The 20016-nt window shown below is 44.0% G+C and carries 21 protein-coding genes and 1 tRNA gene; 3 read left to right on the top strand and 19 right to left on the bottom strand.

The genetic code is table 11. The features are described from left to right. Positions 1-264: 264 nt before the first annotated feature. The 19 genes from ACHZC4_RS04610 to rlmE form a co-directional block, all read right to left on the bottom strand. A complete protein-coding gene (locus ACHZC4_RS04610) occupies positions 265-1257 on the bottom strand; it encodes a hypothetical protein (RefSeq protein WP_394752647.1) in 993 nt (330 codons plus the stop codon). A gap of 37 nt (positions 1258-1294) precedes the next feature. Continuing rightward, complete coding sequence (locus tag ACHZC4_RS04615; protein ID WP_394752648.1) at positions 1295-1651, bottom strand: Mor transcription activator family protein; 357 nt, start codon at positions 1649-1651, stop codon at positions 1295-1297. Positions 1652-1961: 310 nt separating this feature from the next. After that, positions 1962-2303, bottom strand: coding sequence for a hypothetical protein (locus ACHZC4_RS04620; RefSeq protein ID WP_394752649.1), 342 nt, complete (start codon positions 2301-2303; stop codon positions 1962-1964). Between the two features lie 464 nt (positions 2304-2767). Next, the gene (locus ACHZC4_RS04625) at positions 2768-3367 is read right to left on the bottom strand and encodes a hypothetical protein (protein WP_394752650.1); all 600 of its coding nucleotides are present in this window, start codon (positions 3365-3367) and stop codon (positions 2768-2770) included. A gap of 390 nt (positions 3368-3757) precedes the next feature. Beyond that, complete coding sequence (locus tag ACHZC4_RS04630) at positions 3758-5260, bottom strand: AAA family ATPase (RefSeq protein ID WP_394752651.1); 1503 nt, start codon at positions 5258-5260, stop codon at positions 3758-3760. Then, positions 5257-5559 (bottom strand): hypothetical protein, encoded by a 303-nt coding sequence (locus ACHZC4_RS04635; protein WP_394752652.1) that lies wholly within the window; start codon positions 5557-5559, stop codon positions 5257-5259. The genes ACHZC4_RS04630 and ACHZC4_RS04635 overlap by 4 nt, the downstream gene beginning before the upstream one ends. After that, positions 5556-5990 carry a hypothetical protein gene (locus tag ACHZC4_RS04640; RefSeq protein ID WP_394752653.1) on the bottom strand — a complete coding sequence of 145 codons (435 nt, stop codon included), beginning with the start codon at positions 5988-5990 and terminating at the stop codon, positions 5556-5558. The genes ACHZC4_RS04635 and ACHZC4_RS04640 overlap by 4 nt, the downstream gene beginning before the upstream one ends. Beyond that, the gene (locus ACHZC4_RS04645) at positions 5987-6457 is read right to left on the bottom strand and encodes a hypothetical protein (protein ID WP_394752654.1); all 471 of its coding nucleotides are present in this window, start codon (positions 6455-6457) and stop codon (positions 5987-5989) included. Before ACHZC4_RS04645 ends, ACHZC4_RS04640 begins: the two co-directional genes overlap by 4 nt. A 73-nt stretch (positions 6458-6530) precedes the next feature. Continuing rightward, positions 6531-6776, bottom strand: a complete 246-nt coding sequence (locus ACHZC4_RS04650) for a helix-turn-helix domain-containing protein (protein WP_394752655.1) — start codon at positions 6774-6776, stop codon at positions 6531-6533. Beyond that, complete coding sequence (locus ACHZC4_RS04655) at positions 6773-7111, bottom strand: hypothetical protein (protein WP_394752656.1); 339 nt, start codon at positions 7109-7111, stop codon at positions 6773-6775. The genes ACHZC4_RS04650 and ACHZC4_RS04655 overlap by 4 nt, the downstream gene beginning before the upstream one ends. Beyond that, positions 7111-7374: a helix-turn-helix transcriptional regulator gene (locus tag ACHZC4_RS04660; protein ID WP_394752657.1), complete on the bottom strand. Its 264-nt coding sequence runs from the start codon at positions 7372-7374 to the stop codon at positions 7111-7113. The genes ACHZC4_RS04655 and ACHZC4_RS04660 overlap by 1 nt, the downstream gene beginning before the upstream one ends. Before the next feature lie 138 nt (positions 7375-7512). Next, positions 7513-8391 carry a hypothetical protein gene (locus ACHZC4_RS04665; RefSeq protein ID WP_394752658.1) on the bottom strand — a complete coding sequence of 293 codons (879 nt, stop codon included), beginning with the start codon at positions 8389-8391 and terminating at the stop codon, positions 7513-7515. A 287-nt stretch (positions 8392-8678) separates the two neighbouring features. Further along, complete coding sequence (locus tag ACHZC4_RS04670; RefSeq protein ID WP_394752659.1) at positions 8679-9893, bottom strand: tyrosine-type recombinase/integrase; 1215 nt, start codon at positions 9891-9893, stop codon at positions 8679-8681. Positions 9894-10095: 202 nt separating this feature from the next. Next, positions 10096-10180, bottom strand: a tRNA-Leu gene (locus ACHZC4_RS04675). 9 nt (positions 10181-10189) lie between these two features. Then, positions 10190-10798, bottom strand: coding sequence for a preprotein translocase subunit SecG (gene secG, locus ACHZC4_RS04680; RefSeq protein ID WP_394752660.1), 609 nt, complete (start codon positions 10796-10798; stop codon positions 10190-10192). Between the two features lie 15 nt (positions 10799-10813). Continuing rightward, positions 10814-11557, bottom strand: a complete 744-nt coding sequence (tpiA, locus tag ACHZC4_RS04685) for a triose-phosphate isomerase (protein WP_394752661.1) — start codon at positions 11555-11557, stop codon at positions 10814-10816. A 53-nt stretch (positions 11558-11610) separates the two neighbouring features. Then, positions 11611-12951 (bottom strand): phosphoglucosamine mutase, encoded by a 1341-nt coding sequence (glmM, locus tag ACHZC4_RS04690; RefSeq protein WP_394752662.1) that lies wholly within the window; start codon positions 12949-12951, stop codon positions 11611-11613. A gap of 139 nt (positions 12952-13090) precedes the next feature. Beyond that, positions 13091-15043 (bottom strand): ATP-dependent zinc metalloprotease FtsH, encoded by a 1953-nt coding sequence (gene ftsH, locus ACHZC4_RS04695; protein ID WP_394752663.1) that lies wholly within the window; start codon positions 15041-15043, stop codon positions 13091-13093. Between the two features lie 132 nt (positions 15044-15175). Further along, complete coding sequence (gene rlmE, locus ACHZC4_RS04700) at positions 15176-15802, bottom strand: 23S rRNA (uridine(2552)-2'-O)-methyltransferase RlmE (RefSeq protein WP_394752664.1); 627 nt, start codon at positions 15800-15802, stop codon at positions 15176-15178. A 50-nt stretch (positions 15803-15852) separates the two neighbouring features. On the opposite strand from rlmE, the gene yhbY reads away from it, so the two are divergent. From yhbY to ACHZC4_RS04715, 3 genes are all read left to right on the top strand, one after another. Next, complete coding sequence (gene yhbY, locus ACHZC4_RS04705; protein ID WP_394752665.1) at positions 15853-16119, top strand: ribosome assembly RNA-binding protein YhbY; 267 nt, start codon at positions 15853-15855, stop codon at positions 16117-16119. A 391-nt stretch (positions 16120-16510) separates the two neighbouring features. After that, positions 16511-18643, top strand: a complete 2133-nt coding sequence (locus ACHZC4_RS04710) for an ABC transporter substrate-binding protein (protein ID WP_394752666.1) — start codon at positions 16511-16513, stop codon at positions 18641-18643. Continuing rightward, positions 18640-19617, top strand: a complete 978-nt coding sequence (locus ACHZC4_RS04715; protein ID WP_394752667.1) for an ABC transporter permease — start codon at positions 18640-18642, stop codon at positions 19615-19617. Before ACHZC4_RS04710 ends, ACHZC4_RS04715 begins: the two co-directional genes overlap by 4 nt. Positions 19618-20016 lie beyond the last annotated feature (399 nt).

Raw genomic sequence — 20016 nt, forward strand, 5'->3', positions numbered from 1 at the left:
ATAAAAAACCCGCTAAGCTATGCAGCTTGCGGGTTTTGCATTTCTTTGAAGATGGCCTGAACCTAATTGTACAATTAACATATTGATAGTGTTAAACATTAAAAAATTAATTTTTTAAACCACCAACAAAAACACCAACAAAAAAGCATTGCTAAGGTGAAATGGTATGGCTCAATATGGCACAATAATAAATACAAGCGCCGCAACCAATGCCGTAGATGTGCCCTAATTTCCGCTAGTTCCGCCACATCCTCACACATACCGCTATAAAATCCGTTCTACGATGCCATTTTGTAACAACAGCTCGTCCAGCAACACGTTGTAATCTTCAGTCAGGCCACCTTCAGGGTATAAAGAAAAATATTCGCCGCTTGGGGGCGTCATGTTGGACAGTGCAGGGATCCGCGTCACGTTTTTGTAGTCAAAAAATCCCGAACCTGAATTGATGCCTAGCCGTTTAATTTCATGGTCGATGGCAATAACGTTTTGAAGGCTGCGTTCCAGCACGGCGGCGGCTTCCTTGTATTTTTCAGCCTCGGCGGTGGCCAGTGCAACCAGATAGGCATCGTAAATAAAGGCCAGGGTTCTTTTTTTGCTGGCTATGGATACGGCAAGCGCATCCAGCATTGCCCGTAAGCCGTCCGAGGTTTCACGGGCATGTTTGGCGGCCTGGTCTTTGGCTGAGTTAATGGCGTGGTCGCCTTTTTCAACGTCTGCAATTTTTAAATCAATGGTGGCAATCTTATCCGTATTGTCGATGCCGGTGGCTGATTCGGCCATCAACAGACAGCGCTGTGAATTTAAGTCTGACGCGCTGTTAACTCTCTGGGTGGCATCCTGGATAATCCCGTCCTGTTTGGCAAGGGCAATATTGATCGGTTCCTGTTTTTCAAGATCGGCCTTCAGGCTTTCAAATTGCCCAATGAGTTCGGGCTTGCTGGCCAGCACTTTGATGGATAACAGCCGTTTGTGGTGGTTGTCACGGGTTTGGCTAAGCCGTTCAGCCTCATCGGCCATGCGTATCAGCTCGGCACTGAATTCACTGGCCTGTTTTAATGCCTGGTCAAATCTGGCTTTTTCAGCGGGTGCTATTCTGCTGGCAAGCGAACGGTGAATATTCTGTGCCTCCAGCTTGTTTTGGCCAACCTTCTGGCGTTCGGTGCTTAACCTGAACAACTGGGTATCGATATCTTTGATATCCGCTTCAAGCTGATCTATCTCGGCAATGGTTTTTTCAGTATCGTTTAGCTTGGGCATTTTTTTCTCATTAGGTGGGTGATGTGGCTTGATAAAGTCATTGAATAGCGCCTCGTTTTTGTTTTTGCCGCTCAGCGGTCAGGATTCTGTGTTTTTTTATAATTTTATAGATAGCGGGTTCTGACATTTCAAACTCTTTAACAAGTTCATTGATGTTGCGCCCGTTGTAGCGCTGGAAAATTTGCTCATCCAGTGCGTTTTTTTTCATTTCACGGCCTTCAGGGATATAAATACGCGATTTCCTGAAATGGTTTTTTATGCGTTCGGTCAATAAAAACGCTAGTTTTGCCGGTGGGTTATTGGCATTCGTTTTTAGCTCATCAAACAATATATCGTAGAACTCAATCAACTGTTGAGGGTAGTGTTCCGGCAGTGGGCTGGTATTGGTTTCCATTTATTTCTCCTTAGTAATCAGTTAATTATAACATTTTTATGTTATGGATATTGAATTGAACAGGCAGAACTCAGCGGTTAATTCACGGTGGTTTTGTGAGTTTGTTTAACAGAAATAAGGTGAAATTGTTGGGGCTAAGCTGGCCTTCTTAAACCGACATAGGGGCCTTTAACGTTGGTTCATCCTCTGCAATGCTAACTATTGTTCGGGAATCCCCGCCGCTTGTTAACTTAGGTGCGGACTCATTTTGTAATAGTGCTTTGCTAGCAATGGTTTAGGTGAACCTTAATTTAGAAGTTTTCTTCCGCCATTACCGGCTTATCATCCAGTCTTCACCGCCCATTAGCTTTCTAAGGTGGCTGACAGATTGATTGCCTGATGCTTTGGCCTGTTTGGCCTCTATGCCGTTATTGGACAAGGAATCTATAAGCCCGTTTAACAAGGATAAGGTGAAAGGATTGGGGGCTAGTGTGGGCCTGCTTAAACGTACATAGGTTCCCTGGAATTTACGCGAGGCCTGCAACAGGGTTTCATAGGCCGCAATGTGGGCTATTTTTTCAGGAATCCCCGCAGCTGTTAACGACCTGGCTATTTCCAACGGTGCTGAACCAGGAAAGCTGCTGTCTTTGTTGCCAATGGGGGAAGAAGTCATAAATCCGCTGCGTTGTTGATTAATTTACAGTGATGATATGAATTTTTGAAAACTTACGAAAGCAACCTGTATTGGTAAAATGTGAGAATACAGCGTTGCTGGGGCTAAAGATCAGAGCGCGGTTTGCTAACAGGGATGTATAGAAGATAAAGGGTGCAGCGGTGCCGGATTCGAACCGGATAATGAAGGCGCTATTGCTAACGCATACAACCGTTCCCATTGGAAACAACCGCTACGTTGCAATTATGGCATTGATTCGGTTTTTTTATGGCTAGTGTTGAGCGTGTGTGTGTTTATACCTCTATAGTAAAATACATACACACACGACAACATCTGGTTTATTTTGTGGCTAGTTTTAAGCGGGCGTGCGGGCGTATAGCTATATAGTAAAACGCGCACGCGCCCGCTAAAACCGGTGTACAGATTCTTTGCTTGACTCATTGATTCGGTTTTTTTCTCAATGCTTACCTTATTCGTTTCGACTGCGCCTGATCCTGTGCCGCATGGGTGGGCATGGGTTCCGGTATCCCGTCCCGTATCGCGTCAATACACTGTTTCATCTGCTTGAATTGGTCTTCAAACCCTGCCGCCTTATCGGGGTGGGTTTTCTGTATCAATGCCTTGGCGCGTAGTCGTAGCACTTCAACCTCATGGCTAGGTAATCCCCTGTCTAACACGCTTCCAAATAAGTTAAAGCCGTGTTTAGCTTTTTTTACTGCATTAAATACCCGGTCACATTCTGTTTTTATCCAGTTGCTTTCCACGTCGGTGGATAGCTGGAAACTCATTTCCCAATAAGGCAAGCCGTCGCGTATCCCGTCAATTTTTTCACGGCTGGCAACGATAAGCCCCTCGTGCCATAAATCGCGTAAGGTACGGTGTATTTGCCGAATGCTGGGCAGTGTTGCCATATTGCCGTAACCGTCCCATGTGTACTCGAAAGCATTGTTGAGCGTGTAATGCACACTACTGGCTGAATACGGCGGTTGTCCTCCACAATCTGGCAATTCAGAAGATAAAACTTTCAATAGTAGCGTCCTGTTTTTGGTCATTCGTTTAAGCATGGTGTTTGCCTCGTTTCTTATTGTACACAGGCGGCTGTACTCAATAAGGATTATGGGGGTTAAAAAAACCACTGGGTTACAGTGGTTTTTGTTGTGTACCGTCGCTTTATGGGTTGGCGATTACCGGTATTGAATGGGGCAATCTGGTTTGTTTTGGTGGATGGTTTTGAGCGTGTGTGCGTGTGTTTTACTATATAGGTATAAACATACACACACGACAACATCTGGTTTGTTTTGGTGGATGGTTTTGAGCGTGTGTGCGTGTGTTTTACTATATAGGTATAAACATACACACACGACAACATCTGGTTTATTTTGTGGCTAGTTTTAAGTGTGCGTGCGTGCGTGTTACTATATAGGTATACGCACGCACGCACATTTAAGCATGTACTAAATCAGATATACAAAACCATCATCAATGCTTATTAAATCCCGTTTTAACAGGCCATTTTTAATGTTGCGGTATTCGTAAGCTTTCATCTCCCCCAACTGCTCACGCCAAAGTTTTTCAGTCACTTTGGATTCATCGGGATTTTTTCCCAAATCAATAAAGTTCTGCCTGTGTTCTTCTGTTAGCCTTTCCAGTGCGTCTAGCGCCATGACCTGATTATCAGCTAATGGTTTATCTTTAGGTTCCGGTGCTGTGTACATTGTTTCAGACAGTACAGGGCCATTAGCCGCGTGGCCTTTGTCATCCTCAATCCCCAGATCAATAGAACTGATGGTGAATGACTTGGGCGCTGGGTGGGCAGCATCTTTCATCTTGGTGCAATTTAAATTAATGATGTTCCCGTTGTTTTTTGACAGGCTGAACTCGGTATCGACCGCCGCTTTTAAAACACTGGAACCGCGCGCCCTTTCCCCTGCGCCGTGGCCAGTATGGTGAACCAGTAACACGGTGCAATTAAATTTAGCCCTCAGCGCGTCAATATGGACAATAAACAGGTTCATGTCCTCAGTGCTATTTTCGTTACCACCGCCAAAATTACGGGCTAAGGTATCGATGATTATCAGCTTGGGCGCTATGCCATTTTTACTGGCAATAGTGCTGATGGCACGTTCAACGCTAATCGCTGACTGTTTGTTATAAAAAGCCGCCGCCTGTAAGCTTGGGTAGAAGTCCAGTGAATCAAGATCAACGCCATTGCTAAGCCCCCATGCACTAAAGCGCCGTGATAGGCCGTTGTGTCCTTCACCGGCAATATAAAACACCGCGCCTTTCTGGGTATTGTGGCCACGCCATGGAATGCCGGCCGAAACCGATAACCCCCAATCAATCGCCAATAGGCTTTTACCAGATTCAGGCGCACCGAACGCCTCTACCAGGGAGTTGGTCTCAATAAAGTCGTCAACGAGCCACTCAATCGGTTTTACAGAAATTTTGTTGATACTGGTAAACATAAAGCCGCCTTTTTGGGTGTTAATTATGGCTTTTTCAGCCTGTTCGATAACAATCTTAAGTACTTGTTCCGGTTCATCGCCTTTGTGGATATTGGCCAGGGCATGGGTCAGTGTTTCGGCTATTTGCTGCCGCTCGGCTTCTGTCTTCATGATCTTGGCATAATTGACAATATTGGCCGCGCTTGGGGTATCTTTGGCCAGCATACCAATGTAACTCAGCTCAAGCCCTTCAACGTCACTGATGATAATAACATCCACCGGTTGATTGGCTTGCAATTGCCGCTTGATAGCTTTAAAAATGATCTTGTGCCTGTTATCGAAAAAATCATCCTCTGTAACGATCGACTGTATTTCAGGCCATTTCGAGTTATCCAGCATTAAACCGCCGAGTACACTTTGTTCGGCCATGCGTCTTTTACCCATGAATCTGGCATCCATAATGACACCTGGTGTGGTGGGTTTGTAGCTGAATAAAGGAACTTCACCGCTCATAAACCACCTGCCAGAATGTTATCCATTTGGCTAGCCAGACAGCCAAGTAAAACGGAAAGGTCGCCATGATCAATGCTGTGGTCGCTTCCTGAAACCAGTAAGTCATTCACCGCACTTAAGCAACGCTGCTGTTGTGTGCTTTCTAGGGACTTGCCTGATAAAAAACTGATTAAGAAGTACAGGCCGTCCCTGTCAACGGTTTTCAGGTCGTCACTGGGATCTAGGAGTTGACTGATTGATCTTAGGCAATACTGTAAGTGCTGGATTTGTTCCAGTTGTTCTGAAGATAAGGTTTTCATTGGACACCCCCGATAATGGCTTTAATTTGCAGTTCAATTTGATAAAGGTTGTCGTCATTCCAGCCTTTAACGTGCCTGATATGCAAAACCTCATGAAACAATCTGAAACCTTCAGTATCCAGCTTGATTAATTCACCAAGGCCGTGTTTAAAAGGGGTGTGACGGTAGGCACTGAGGAAAGCATCCGCTAAATATTGACCGGAATGGCCACCGGCGGCAATTCGCATCAATAACAGATCAACCTCTAGCGGTAGCAGGTCAAGACTGCGTTCCACATGTTGCTGTTGGAGTAGTTCAACGAGTGACACCTTTCGTGGCTGGGTAATTTTAAAGCTGCCGGTGTCTTGTAGTGGTTCAAGGCAGTTTGCGCCGTGGTGGTCTTGTGTGTGGGAATTTTTGGCAGTGGTGTCCGTAGGTGATGTGGCTCTCATTTCACACCGCCTATCATGCCAGCAAATTTAACAATCAATGCAGGGTAGCGGCGCTTAAGCCTTAATGCTCGTGTGCCGTCTACATCCTCAGCAATAAGTTTGCCATGCTGGAAGATTTCAAAGCGTGAATCTAATTTGGTGCTTGGGTGGGTTTGTCCAGAGGTTTGGACGGGTGATATGTTCATAGCGGTAAATCCTATAGTGAAGGGATAAACCGACTGCATAACGCCAATTATGGAGCCGGATTTGAACAAGTTGGCGTACCAGCCTATAGGAGCTGGCCATACTTTCGTATGCTCATCCAAACCCGACATAATAGATAGGGTGTGGGATTGTTTTACGCATAAAAAAGCCGCATTTAAGGCGGCTATGCGCCTATAGTTTCCAGTACGCCAATACTGTGTTGTCCAATGTGTGGGCAGTGAGCAAATCATAGCTGCGGATATAATCTGTGTCAACATTTTCATTGAAGTACCTGTAAAGGCCATGTAAAATCATGGCCGTGGGTTTTAAAGAGTTGGGGGGCTTAGGCGGTATGGCTTAAGCCCTCTTTTTATTGTCTGAAATTGGGGCAATAAAGCCTTCAGGTAACGAGTACTCTGCAATACCGTTGCCATGCTGTTGGCGGCTTTCTATCTGCCAGCCTCTATCTTTCAGGCGTTTTATGATTGCTGCCAAGCGGGTGATATGGAATTTCTCAAAAGCTAGGATGCTATCTACGCGGTTACCGGCTAATAATTCATCTTTAATTAGATCGATTTGCTTGGCTTTATTGTCCTGTTTCATGAATTCACCTCATCATCCAGATAAGAAAACAACCTCCCTCTATCGGTAAGCTTGGCTACCAACTCTTTTTTAACCTGGTCAATTCCCAATGCTTCAATTTGAAGAATGTTAGCGACAATGATTTTCGGTGGCATTCCGAGCTGAACAAGGCAATCATACTTATCAATAAAAACCTTACCATATCGGTAAACGTTGGTTTTAGGCATATTGATTTTATGAACCTTCAGGAGCCAATTGCTAATCTCTTGATTTGTTTTTTCTCTCAATAACACTTGCTCGATCAAGGCGCTTTGGACGTGTTCAGGGAAAAGTTCTGCTGTGCTTTTGCGGCCCATTACACAGTCTCCTTGCCTTGGAGCCACTCATGAACAGCCTCAGCACTGAATGCCGTAATTTTGTCTGAGAGCTTGATCGCTGCGGGGAATGTTCCATTACGGCATTTACGCCAAATGGTTGTCTTACTGAAGGGTATGAACTGAACGAGGGTATTAATGCGGATGTAACCCGACTTTGGTAACTCATCGGGTTTAAATTGCGGTTTTGATGGTTGGGTGGTTACTGCTGGTTTTAATGATGCTGCTTTTTTGGCGTATGCCATTTGTTACCCCCTTATGGGTCTTGTTGAAAGAACTAGGGGGTATTATGGGAAATTTGTTTTTCTTTATCGAATGGACAAGTTAATTAAATTCAGTGAGTTAACAAAATTGTTAAGTCGATATTTTTTTATTACTTAACCTTATTGAGTAGCAAATAAATATTTAGGTAGCTTATAGCCATCTAATGCAGAATCTATGGTTATATCTCCTATACTTTCATCGTTTAAAGCTATTCTGCAAAAAATCGCTAATTCTTGTCGGTGTACCCCCACGAATTCTTTACTCCAAAATTCGCCGTATAGTGACCTGATAAATACAGTTGATTTCTGTAATTTATTGGGCTTTAGTGCTGCTTTTTGACTCGTTACTTTTGCCAGTAAATCAGCATTTTTAGCAAGTTCAGTAAGAATTTGAGACATTGTTGGGTATTGTGGCGTTATTAAATGCTCAAACCAGTCTTTAGTGTTATCAGCTACACGCCAGTGTTCACAAATATCATTTTCATTTAAGTCTTTAGCTCTAAATTCGCTATAAATACCGCCTTTCGTGTGAAAATCGTCTATATCTTTAGAAAGGCAATAATGCCCGTTCATTTTTTCAGGATTCAAATCATTTTCAATTATGGTATTTATAGCTTCTAATGGATAGTAGCGGTAAGGTGTTGAATCAAGAACTGAATTATTTACTTTTTCACTAAAATTTCTAGCTGCTTTAGCAATGTCCGTATACTTTTTTACATTTTCAGCTCTAGTTTCAATTTTTCTTTGTGATTGCCTATTAGCGTCTGAAGCGGCAAAAAACAATCTAATCGCCATATTTTCATTGGCTTCTAATGTTCGGTTGTATGAGTCCAATGAACTACGAACCCTATATTCATAAAGACTTTCCCATATCTCGTTCATTATTGGAACGGTAATAAGTCGGTAAAGCATGCCGAACTCAATCTTATCCATTTCTAAATATTTTTTATAGTGCTCAACAAGGCTTTTTGGTGCCCATTCGGGGATTTTTTTCATCATTCCTTTCCAATGATTGACCTTTCAGAAAGAAACCGCGCCAATGGGTGAAAGAATTCCCACTTTTGCCCCGTCGGGCTAGGCGCGGTTAAACTGGTTTTATGCAATAATTACAGTGTAGCGGGTGTTTCCAACGGGAATGGTTGTATACGCGAAAGCGGAGGCATTATCCGGTTCGAATCCGGCCCTGCTACACATTTTTGAGAGCGAGGCGTGGAAAATCGGCTTCCACGTGTCATGGTTCAAAGAACAGAATGAATGGAGGGACGGCCTCCCGCTCTCATCCCACATTACCCCGCCTTTCCCTGAAAAGGGATAACGTTATCCATCTGTAAGCTATCAATATAATCAGCCCACCATTGCAACATTTTTGCCCTTTCCGGTAAATACGCCGCACGGTTATAAGCCGCCCTGATCTTGTTATGGTCACCATGGGCAAGCTGCCGCTCTATGGCATCTGGATGGAACAAATGCGCCTCATTCAATCGGGTGGATACCATTGATCTAAAACCGTGTGCGGTCATTTCCTCCCCTGTGTAACCAAGCCGCCGCAATGCACCGGTGATAGTGTTTTCTGACATTGGACGGGCATTGCTACGCACCGACGGAAAAACATACTTGCCGCCGCCGGTGAGTGGCTGAATCTCTTCAAAAATGGCTATAGCCTGCTTTGATAATGGAATGATATGTTCGTCACGCATCTTCATTTTTGCCGCTGGAATGCGCCATTCTGCATTTTTAAGGTTTATTTCGTTCCACTCGGCTTTTCTTAATTCGCCTGGCCGCAACATGACTAAAAACGACAATTTAAAAGCGCACTTGGTAACAAATGTTCCACGATAGCCATCTACCGCACGCCATAGTTCGCCTATCTGTTGTGGTTCGGTTATGGCGGCTCTATGGGTAACCACGACGGGCGATAATGCGCCTTGTAAATCCGGTACCGGGTTTCTTATTGCTCTACCCGTGGCTATGGAATAACGGAATACTTGCCCAATAACGGTTTTTGCGTCATGTGCCAATTGGTTGGCTCCACGTTGTTCAATCCGCCGTAACACTTTTAAAATTTCAGGGGCTTCAATCTCGGTAATGGGTCGTTTCCCTAACCACGGAAAAATATCATTAGTAAATCTGGTCAGCACCTTGGTGGTATGTCCCTCGCTTTTGCCTTTCATGTGCGATTTATGCCATTCCAGGGCAATTATTTCAAAACTGTTAGCCGCTGCGACCTGTTGTGCTGTTTTTGTTGTCTGCTTTAGTAATGACGGGTCGATATTATTCGCCAACTGCCTTTTTAATTCGTCTAACTTGGTTCGGGCTTCAGATAAGGTAATGGCGGGGTAGTTGCTTAAATAAAGCGTTTTTTGTTTGCCAATAAAGCGGTAGGCAATTCGCCACAATTTGCCGCCACTGGGTGTAATTTCCAAATACAAGCCACCGGCATCTGAAAGCTTATAAGCTTTGTCTTTGGGTTTGGCCTTTTTAATTTCAATATCGGTAAGCATGATTGAAAGCACCGCCGCTTAAGGGTTTGGTTTCGTTTTGTTGGTGTCTGATAGGGGTGTAAATGGAAGCACCAACATAAACACCAACACTTTGTTGGTGCTTTCATGATACAGCGTGGTACTGCGTGGGACAATAAAAAACCCGCTAAGCCTTTCGACTTGCGGGTTTTGGTATCACTTGGCACTGCTTGATATTACAATTTGGTACCGATGGCCGGATTTGAACCGGCACAACTTTCGTCACCACCCCCTCAAGATGGCGTGTCTACCAATTCCACCACATCGGCAATATCTGTTTACTCTTTGTTTTTCTCTTTGTGTTTACTGGATTTTTTGTCGTGTTTTTTGTGTTCTTTTTTATTATCCACTGCTTTATCGTCTACCGCTTTAATCGGTTCAGCCTTAGGAACTTCAATTTTCTCTAGGGTTGCTGGCTTAGCTGCTGGAACGGCCTGCACCTCTTCTTTTGGAGTCTCGACAGCAGCAGGTGTTGCAGCTTTCGCTTCAGCTGCGGTTTGCGACATAGACGGCGGCTTAACAATATCATCCGCAGTGCTGGTTGTATCAGCACTTGGAGTGCTAGGAACGCTAGGGATACTTGGCGTAGTGGAGACACCAGGTACATTAGGTGTGTCGCCTACTGCCGGCGTATTCATAATATCGTAAGCAGCGCCTTTATGGCCATTAATAACAGCGAGGCCTAAGCTGGTGATAAAAAAGAGGGTCGCCAAAATGGCCGTGGTTCTGGATAAAAACGATGCTGCGCCTTGCGCACCAAAAACAGAACCCGCAGAGCCGGAGCCAAAAGACGCACCTGCGTCAGCACCTTTGCCCTGCTGCATCATTACCAAACCGATAATGCCCAATCCCAATAATACATGAACCGCAATAATTACTTGATACATAACAGCTTAAGCGCCTTAAACCGAACGACAAATTTGTAAAAAGGAATCCGCATCTAAGGATGCGCCGCCTATGAGTCCGCCATCAATGTCAGGCATAGCAAACAAGCCTTTGGCATTGTCTGGCTTTGCACTGCCACCATACAAAATTTGCATGTTATCAGCAATGGATTGATCTTTTGACGCCAAATATTGGCGAATATAATAATGTACTTCCTGTGCCTGATCATCGGTCGCTGTTCTTCCCGTGCCAATCGCCCATACCGGCTCATAGGCAAGCACAGCACTTGCAAACGCAGCAATACCCGCCACGTCGATAACCGCCTGAAGTTGTTCGTCAATGACAGCAAAGGTTTGATCTTGCTCACGCTGTTCCAGCGTTTCACCAATACACAAAATAGGCACAATACCCTTAGACTGCGCCTGACAAAAACGGGCAGCCACGGATGCGTTGCTATCACCGTAATAACTGCGTCTTTCTGAATGGCCTACTAACGCATATTTGCAGCCCACTTCGCTTAGCATGGCTGCCGATATTTCTCCGGTAAAAGCACCAGATTCTTTATCAGCGACATTTTGCGAACCCAATGCAAGGTCAGTATCTTTCAAAATTTCATGTAATCTGGGTAGGAAAACATAAGGTGCGCATACGGCAACGTCGGCATTTGAACCCAGGCCAGCAACGACACCGCGTGCAAGCGCTTCGGCACTGGCAAGCGTTCCATTCATTTTCCAATTACCTACAACTAGCGATCTACGCATCGTTACTCCCCATAGAATAAATCCGAGTATGATATAAGTTAACGGTTATAAATTCAAGCACCTATTGCCTCTTTGACTTTATCAGCCAAGTGATGTGCATAATTTGTGACCGCTACTTCGTCCTGTCCTTCTATCATTACTCGAATTAATGGCTCAGTGCCCGATGACCTTAATAACACTCTACCTTCCTTTCCAAGCTTTTTTTCAACGGCCTTTACTGCCGTTTGAATGCCTTCATGGGTATCCAGATTAATAGTGGATTTGGTTTTGACATTAATTAGAATTTGTGGATATTTTTGCATGCCCGATTTTAATTCATGCAGAGATTTACCACTGTTTTGGATTTCAGCCATCACTTGCAGCGCGGCAATAATGCCGTCACCGGTTGTCGTTTTATCGAGACAAATAATATGTCCTGAGTTTTCGCCTCCTAAAATACCCTTATGTTCCTCTAACAACTGCATAACGTAGCGGTCACCGACTTTTGCCCTGATGAGTTCAATATCTAGTTTTTGTAAGGCATGTTGCATGCCTAGATTAGTCATCAAGGTACCGACTACCGGGCCTGTCATCTGGCCAGCATCGACTTTTGCTTTGGCAATAATATAAATCAGTTCATCGCCATCAACGATTTCGCCCTTGTGATCGACCATGATTAACCGGTCGCCATCACCATCCAGCGCGATACCCAAATCTGCTTTATGGGCCAGCACGGTGGCAGCCAACAGCTTTGGCTGGGTTGCCCCGCAGTTATCATTGATGTTGATGCCATTAGGTTCAGCGCCAATAGTAATGACTTCTGCGCCCACTTCGCTAAAAACATGCGGGGCGATATGGTAAGTTGCGCCGTGAGCACAATCGACTACCAGTTTCATGCCGAAGAAGTCTATTGTCGCAGGGACGCTGGCTTTACAAAATTCGATGTAGCGGCCAGCCGCATCTGACAAACGCCTGGCTTTGCCCAGTTTTGAGGACTCTACCGTAGTAATGGGCGAATCGAGATAATATTCTATTTCGTGTTCTATTTCATCCGGGAGCTTTGTACCCTGCTTTGAAAAAAACTTAATGCCGTTATCATAATAGGGATTGTGAGAGGCACTGATGACAATGCCAGCCTGTGCTCTGAGTGTTCTTGTCAAATAAGCAATTCCTGGGGTAGGCATAGGCCCAAGTAGGTGCGTACCCATGCCGGCAGCGGTTAAACCGGCTTCCAGTGCTGATTCAAACATATAGCCAGAAATACGCGTGTCTTTGCCTACCAGCACGAAATTGTCGCCTTTGTTGGCAAATACGCGCCCCGCAGCCCAGCCGAGTTTTAATAAAAAATCTGCTGTAATGGGCGGTTCGCCTACTTTTCCGCGGATGCCATCAGTTCCGAAATATTTTTTTGTCATGATTTTAATCCCTGTTATGCAATATCACTGACCATGATCTCTATTTTAGATATTTTAGATATTTTAGATTTAACTTTAATTGATTCAAAAAAAAGGAGAGATATGATCTCCCCTTTTTTAATAGTGAAACTACTAAGAACTAGTTTTGTCTAGCAGTCTCACCAATGGATTTTTCAGGTGCTTTATCCTTGGATTCATCTGTTTTAACACCGCCATGAGGCGAAGGGGTATCATCCCAGCCTTGTGGATCTCTAACCGGTATACGTGCCATTAAATCATCGATTTGATATTTATCGATGGTTTCATATTTGATTAACGCCTCTGCCATTGAATGAAGAATATCAATGTTTTCGCGGAGTAGTTTTTCGGCGCGTTCATAGTTACGATCAATAAAGGAGCGAATTTCCTCATCAATGGTATGCGAGGTTTCTTCGGCAACTGTTTTATGCTGCGTTACCGAACGACCCAGGAATACTTCACCTTCTTCTTCGCTGTAGGCCAAAGGCCCTAAACGTTGCGACAAGCCCCATTTAGTGACCATGTTCCGGGCTAATTCAGTGGCGCGTTCAATGTCATTAGAAGCGCCTGTGCTGACTTGTTCCCAACCAAAGACCATTTCTTCCGCAATACGGCCACCGTACAGGCTTGAAATCATGCTGTCCAGTTTCTGTTTGCTGGCACTGTACTGATCGCGCTCAGGCAAGAACATGGTAACGCCTAATGCCCGGCCACGCGGCATAATGCTGACTTTGTATACAGGATCATGTTCGGGTACCAATTTGCCGACGATAGCGTGTCCGGCTTCATGGTAGGCAGTCATTTTCTTTTCTTTTTCATTCATGACCATCGAGTGGCGTTCGACACCCATAATCAGTTTGTCCTTGGCTTTTTCCAAATCGTTCATGTTAATCATGCGCTTGTTCATTCTGGCCGCAAACAATGCCGCTTCATTGATCAAGTTAGCTAAATCAGCACCTGAAAAACCCGGTGTACCCTGAGCAATATATTTAACGATGACATCATCCGAGGCAGGGACTTTTTTCAAATGTACCTTCAGAATTTGCTCGCGGCCTCTAACGTCAGGCAATCCAACGACAACTTGACGATCAAATCGACCTGGACGCAACAACGCCTTGTCTAATACATCGGCTCGGTTGGTAGCAGCAATGACAATAATGCCTTCATTGCCATCAAAACCATCCATCTCAACCAATAGCTGGTTTAAGGTTTGTTCACGCTCATCATTACCGCCACCAAGGCCTGCGCCACGTTGGCGACCGACGGCATCAATTTCGTCAATGAAAATAATACACGGTGCGTGTTTTTTAGCTTGCTCAAACATGTCGCGTACACGTGATGCACCGACACCCACGAACATTTCCACAAAATCAGAACCGGAAATAGTGAAAAAAGGGACTTTAGCTTCACCGGCAATAGCACGGGCCAGCAAGGTTTTACCCGTACCTGGAGGGCCAATCATTAACGCGCCACGTGGAATTTTACCGCCCAGTCGTTGGTATTTGGCGGGATCTTTTAGAAAATCGACCATTTCAACGACTTCTTCTTTAGCTTCGTCGCAACCTGCAACGTCAGCAAAAGTGACTTTGATTTGGTCTTCTTCCAGCATGCGGGCTTTACTTTTGCCAAAATTCATGGCGCTGCGGCCACCGGCACCGCCACCTTGCATTTGACGCATAAAAAACACCCAGACGCCAATAAGCAACAGCATGGGGCCAAAGGACACCAGTAACTGCATGATTAATGAAGGCTGTTCAGGTGGAACGGCTTTAATTTCGACATTATTTGCCAGTAAATCATCAACCAAATGCGTATCTGATGGGGCATAGGTTCTAAAGTTTTGTCCGCCCTGCATTCTGCCTTTAATGACATGTTCGTCAATGATGACTTGCTGGACTTGCCCAGCTTTTACCGCATGAATAAACTGCGAATAAGATAATGGTGCATCGCCTCGCTCATTCTGAGGGGCAAAATTATTAAAAATAGACATCAACACAATAGCAATGACGACCCATAAGATTATATTCTTTGTCGTATCGTTCAATTTACACGCCCCGAACCTGTTATGGTTCATATTTTAAAAGACTGAATGATTATATCAGGACTTAACTGCCTGACTGTCGTTATTTATCTATCAAGGCACCTGGTATTTTGGCTCCATTGGTAATTTATAAAAGACCTTATAACAACACTGAAATATAGGGACTCAAGCAGGATATTTAAAGCCTTTGGCTAAAATATAAACTTCATTACTGCGCGGTCTTGATGCTTTTGGTTTTCTAATGTGCACGACCGAAAAAAGTTTTTTAACCTCTTGATGAAAAGCCTCAAAGCCTTCCCCTTGGAAAACTTTTACCAGGAAAGTTCCATTTTTAGTTAATACCGCTTTTGCTGTATCAAGCGCCAGTTCCCCTAAATACATAGCGCTCGGCTGATCAACTGCTTTATTACCGCTCATGTTGGGTGCCATATCCGACATTACCAAATCGACTGTTGCGCCATCAAGCGTTGCCAGTAATTGGTTAAAGACCTGCTCTTCACGGAAGTCACCTTGAATAAAGTCAACGCCATCTATCGGCTCCATGGGCAAAATATCCAACGCAATTAGTTTGTTTTTATTGTTAAGCAGCGGTTTTGCAAACTGTGACCAGCCCCCGGGTGCTGCTCCTAAGTCGACGATATTTATGCCAGGCTTAAGGATATTATCTTTCTCGTGGATTTCTTTAAGCTTAAATACGGCACGCGAGCGGTAGCCAAGTACCTGAGCTAACTTAACATATTCGTCTTGAGCATGTTCTTGTAGCCATCGATTGCTACTTTTACTGTGCGCCATAAAAAGTAATTCTGTTGTAAAATGAAATTTTGAGTTCCGAGAAATAAAGAATGCAGGCTATAGACAGGAAAAAATTCAAAGCGCAAGCACACACGCTAAATCCAGTTGTTATGATTGGTCAGGCTGGGCTTACGGGTGCTGTGCTAGCAGAAATTGAACTAGCACTTAATAGCCATGAGCTTATAAAGATCAGGATACGCGCAGAACGCGAAGAGCGCAAGACGCTTAGCGAGAAAATATGCCAGGATACCGGTGCTGAGCTTATTCAATCCATTGGTCAAATCATTGTTATTTACCGGTTGAAGCCTAAAAATTAACAGTGTTCAATTTTTAGTATAAAATAAAAGTCCGTCATTTTGGAACTTTCGTCATCACTTCTTTTCCAATTTTCTGAACGCTGTAAAACAGCGTTTAGTCAGCTTAATTTCCCCTTGTTTATAGGCTGACTTATTCTAAAGCCCCAAGTAGCTGATGTTTTGGTCTTGGGGTTTTCTTTTGGCCGTGCATATTATGCCAATTCCTTCGCAATTTGCTGGTATTTTAATTTGTGATCCCTATTGGACAAAAAATAGTGTAAGCCACGCGTAATAGGTTATTTTGCAGATGCAAAGCCAGGTAAATCTTAAGTCGCACCGGATTTGCATTGATTATAGTAGCGAACCTAGCGTCATTTCGCTTAATCTATGTGTTATTTGGCCTTTGGTTTTTATGCACTATTGCAAAGCTCTATTGCTACCCATCATTTTTTTCTATGCTCCATGCACATTCTCGCAGCTCAATAATCCTTATAGCGAGGATGAAGGCACGCAATCGGTGTTATATCAATCGTTTGATGAGCGCCCTAAGCACCTGGATCCTGCTGTCTCTTATACATCTAATGAATACGCGTTTATTGCACAGATTTATGAACCGCCGTTTCAATATCATTATTTAAAAAGGCCTTATGAGCTGGTGCCGCTGGCCGCCAGTAAAATGCCGGAGATTCGCTATCTCAACGCGAAAGGTGAGTTACTGGACAAAACTGCTAAAGATAGCGAGATTGCATTTACCGATTATGTCATTGAACTACAAAAAGGTATCCGTTACCAGCCGCATCCGGCTTTAGCGAAAACTGATAAAGACACTTATCAGTATCACCATTTAACTGCCGAACAAATCGCCGCTTCAAATACCTTAAAGGATTTTAAAAACACCGGCACGCGTGAACTTATCGCTGATGATTACGTTTATCAGATTAAACGGCTGGCGCACCCTAAAGTACAATCGCCGATTGCCGAGATCATGAAAAATTACATCGTCGGTTTTGATGATTTTTCCAAGCAAGTGAGCAATCAGCCTAAAAATGCCATTAAAGACATTCCCATGTCGGGCGTAACTGTCATTAATCCTTATCAATACAGAGTTAGAATTAAAGGCAAATACCCGCAGTTTATTTTCTGGTTGGCGATGCCGTTTTTTTCCCCCATGCCGTGGGAAGCTGATGTGTTTTACAATCAGCCAGGGCTTGCAGAAAAAAATATCAGTCTGGACTGGTTTCCTATCGGCAGCGGCGCTTATTTATTGGCCGAAAACAATCCGAATCGGCGCATGATTCTGCTTAAAAACCCCAACTATCACCTCGAAACTTATCCAACTGAAGGCGAAAGCGAAGATCAGCAAAAAGGCTTGCTGGCCGATGCTGGAAAACCGCTGCCGTTTATTGATAAAGTGGTTTATATGCTGGAAAAAGAAACCATCCCGTATTGGACTAAATTTCTACAAGGCTATTTTGATGCCTCTGGCATTGCCTCAGATAGTTTTGACCAGGCCATACAATTTACCGGCAGTGGCGGCGTGGCTTTAACACCGTCTATGTTAGAAAAAGGCATTAAATTACAAACTACGGTGGAAACCTCAATTTCCTACATGGGCTTTAACATGCTGGATGCGACGGTTGGCGGCAATAGCGAACAAGCTAGAAAATTACGCCAAGCAATTACCATTGCTGTTGATTACGACGAGTATATCGCTATTTTTATGAATGGCCGTGGTTTGCCTGCACAAGGTTTTTTACCGCCAGGCATTTACGGTTACGATGAAAGCAAACACAGCCACAATCCTTATCTGTATGATTGGAAGGATGGTAAATTGCAGCACAAATCTATCGATGTGGCTAAGCAATTAATGCTAGAAGCCGGCTATGCCAATGGCATTGACCCTAAAACTAAAGAGCCGCTGATTTTGTATTTTGATACCGGATTAGCCAGTATTGATGACCGTCCACGTTCAACCTGGTATCGTAAACAGCTGGAAAAATTGGGTATTAAATTTATTATCCGAGCGACTGATTACAACCGTTTTCAAGAAAAGATACGCGCAGGCAATGCACAAATTTTTACCTGGGGCTGGAATGCCGATTATCCCGATCCGGAAAATTTCTTTTTTTTGCTGTATGGCGGTAACGGCAAGGTAAAATACGGCGGTGAAAATGCCGTTAATTATCAAAATCCGACGTTTGATAAGTTATTTGAAACTATGCGAAATATGGACAATAGCCCACAACGCTACCAGATTATTCAGCAAATGCAGGAAATCCTTCGCCACGATGCGCCGTTAGCATTTGGTTTCCATCCCAAGAGGTTTTCACTGTTTCACAGCTGGTATCAAAATTTAAAGGCTAATTCTATGGCTAATAATGAGCTGAAATATCTGCGCATAGACAGTGTCGCCCGAAGCCAAAAAAGACAGGATTGGAATCAACCCATTTTTTGGCCATTAGTATTGGGCGCAGTCCTGTTTGTCCTGATGCTCATTCCGGCCATTTACGCTTGTCGCCGTTACACCAGAGAGCCTTTGCAATGATTAATTACATCCTGCGCCGATTGCTGTATGCCATCCCGTTGTTGATTGGCATCAACATCTTAACGTTTGTGCTGTTTTTTATCGTTAACAGCCCCAATGATATGGCGCGTATGCAATTGGGGCAAAAAAACGTGACCGAGCAAGCCGTTGAAAATTGGAAGCAGCAACATGGCTATAATCTGCCTTTATTATGGAATTCTGAGGTCGCGGCTGAGAAAAAGCTTACCGAGACTATTTTTTATCAAAAATCGGTAGGCTTGTTTTTATTTCGCTTTGGCGCTTCTGACAGCGGTAGAAATATTGGTGCGGATATTAAAGAACGCGCATTGCCCAGTCTTGCGGTGGCTTTGCCTACGTTGTGCGTGGGTTTGCTGGTGGATATCACCTTTGCGCTGTTAATGATCTTGTTTCGCCAGAGTTATTTAGATCGGGTGGGTACGGTGTTGTGTGTGATGTTAATGTCGATTTCATCGCTGTTTTACATTATAGGTGGACAGTTTGTTATCTCCAAATTACTGCGTTTGGTGCCCATTTCTGGTTATGATGATGGCTTTTCGGCTATTAAATTTTTAATTTTACCGGTGTTGATTGGTGCATTTTCTGGCATAGGATCGGGCGTGAGATGGTATAGAACGTTATTTTTGGAAGAAGTCGGTAAAGATTATGTCCGCACCGCACGCGCCAAAGGCTTAACCGAAACGCAAACATTGTTTCGCCACGTTTTAAAAAACACCATGATTCCTATATTAACCGGCGTGGTGGTGGTATTACCCACCTTGTTTATGGGTAGCTTGATTATGGAATCTTTTTTCAGTATTCCAGGCTTAGGCAGTTACACCATTGATGCCATTACTAGCCAGGATTTTGCTATTGTGCGGGCAATGGTATTTTTGGGGTCGGTGTTGTATGTGATTGGGCTGTTGTTGACTGATATTTCTTATACGCTGGTTGATCCTAGGGTTAGATTGTCGTAATCAAGCAAGCACATCGACTTTAAATCTCAGTGTATCAGCTACTTTGGCAAATAAGTTGTCGGCAGTTGTGATGCTCTCAAATCTATAGTGTCGAATAATTGTCAGGTGCTTGGCATCTATAATGTACGTAGACCAAATTTGGGCAGCAACGAAATCAGACGGGCTTCACTTTCGAGGGTGTGTACCCTCATCATACAAACTTTCTGTAAACTTCATTTTTCTTCATAAATGAAAATCTGTCCCAGTTAATCCCCCTTTCAAAAACAAATCATTTTCAGAGCCCCTCCCGCACCCTTTTTTTGTCCGAAACCGATCCTTACGGACGGCCGGATTGATGATTTTTAGGTTGAGCTACGCTATTGCTTCGATAGTGTCTTATTTTTTTACAAAAACCCGAAT

Source organism: Crenothrix sp. (genome assembly GCF_043729335.1).
Taxonomy (GTDB): Bacteria; Pseudomonadota; Gammaproteobacteria; order Methylococcales; family Methylomonadaceae; genus Crenothrix.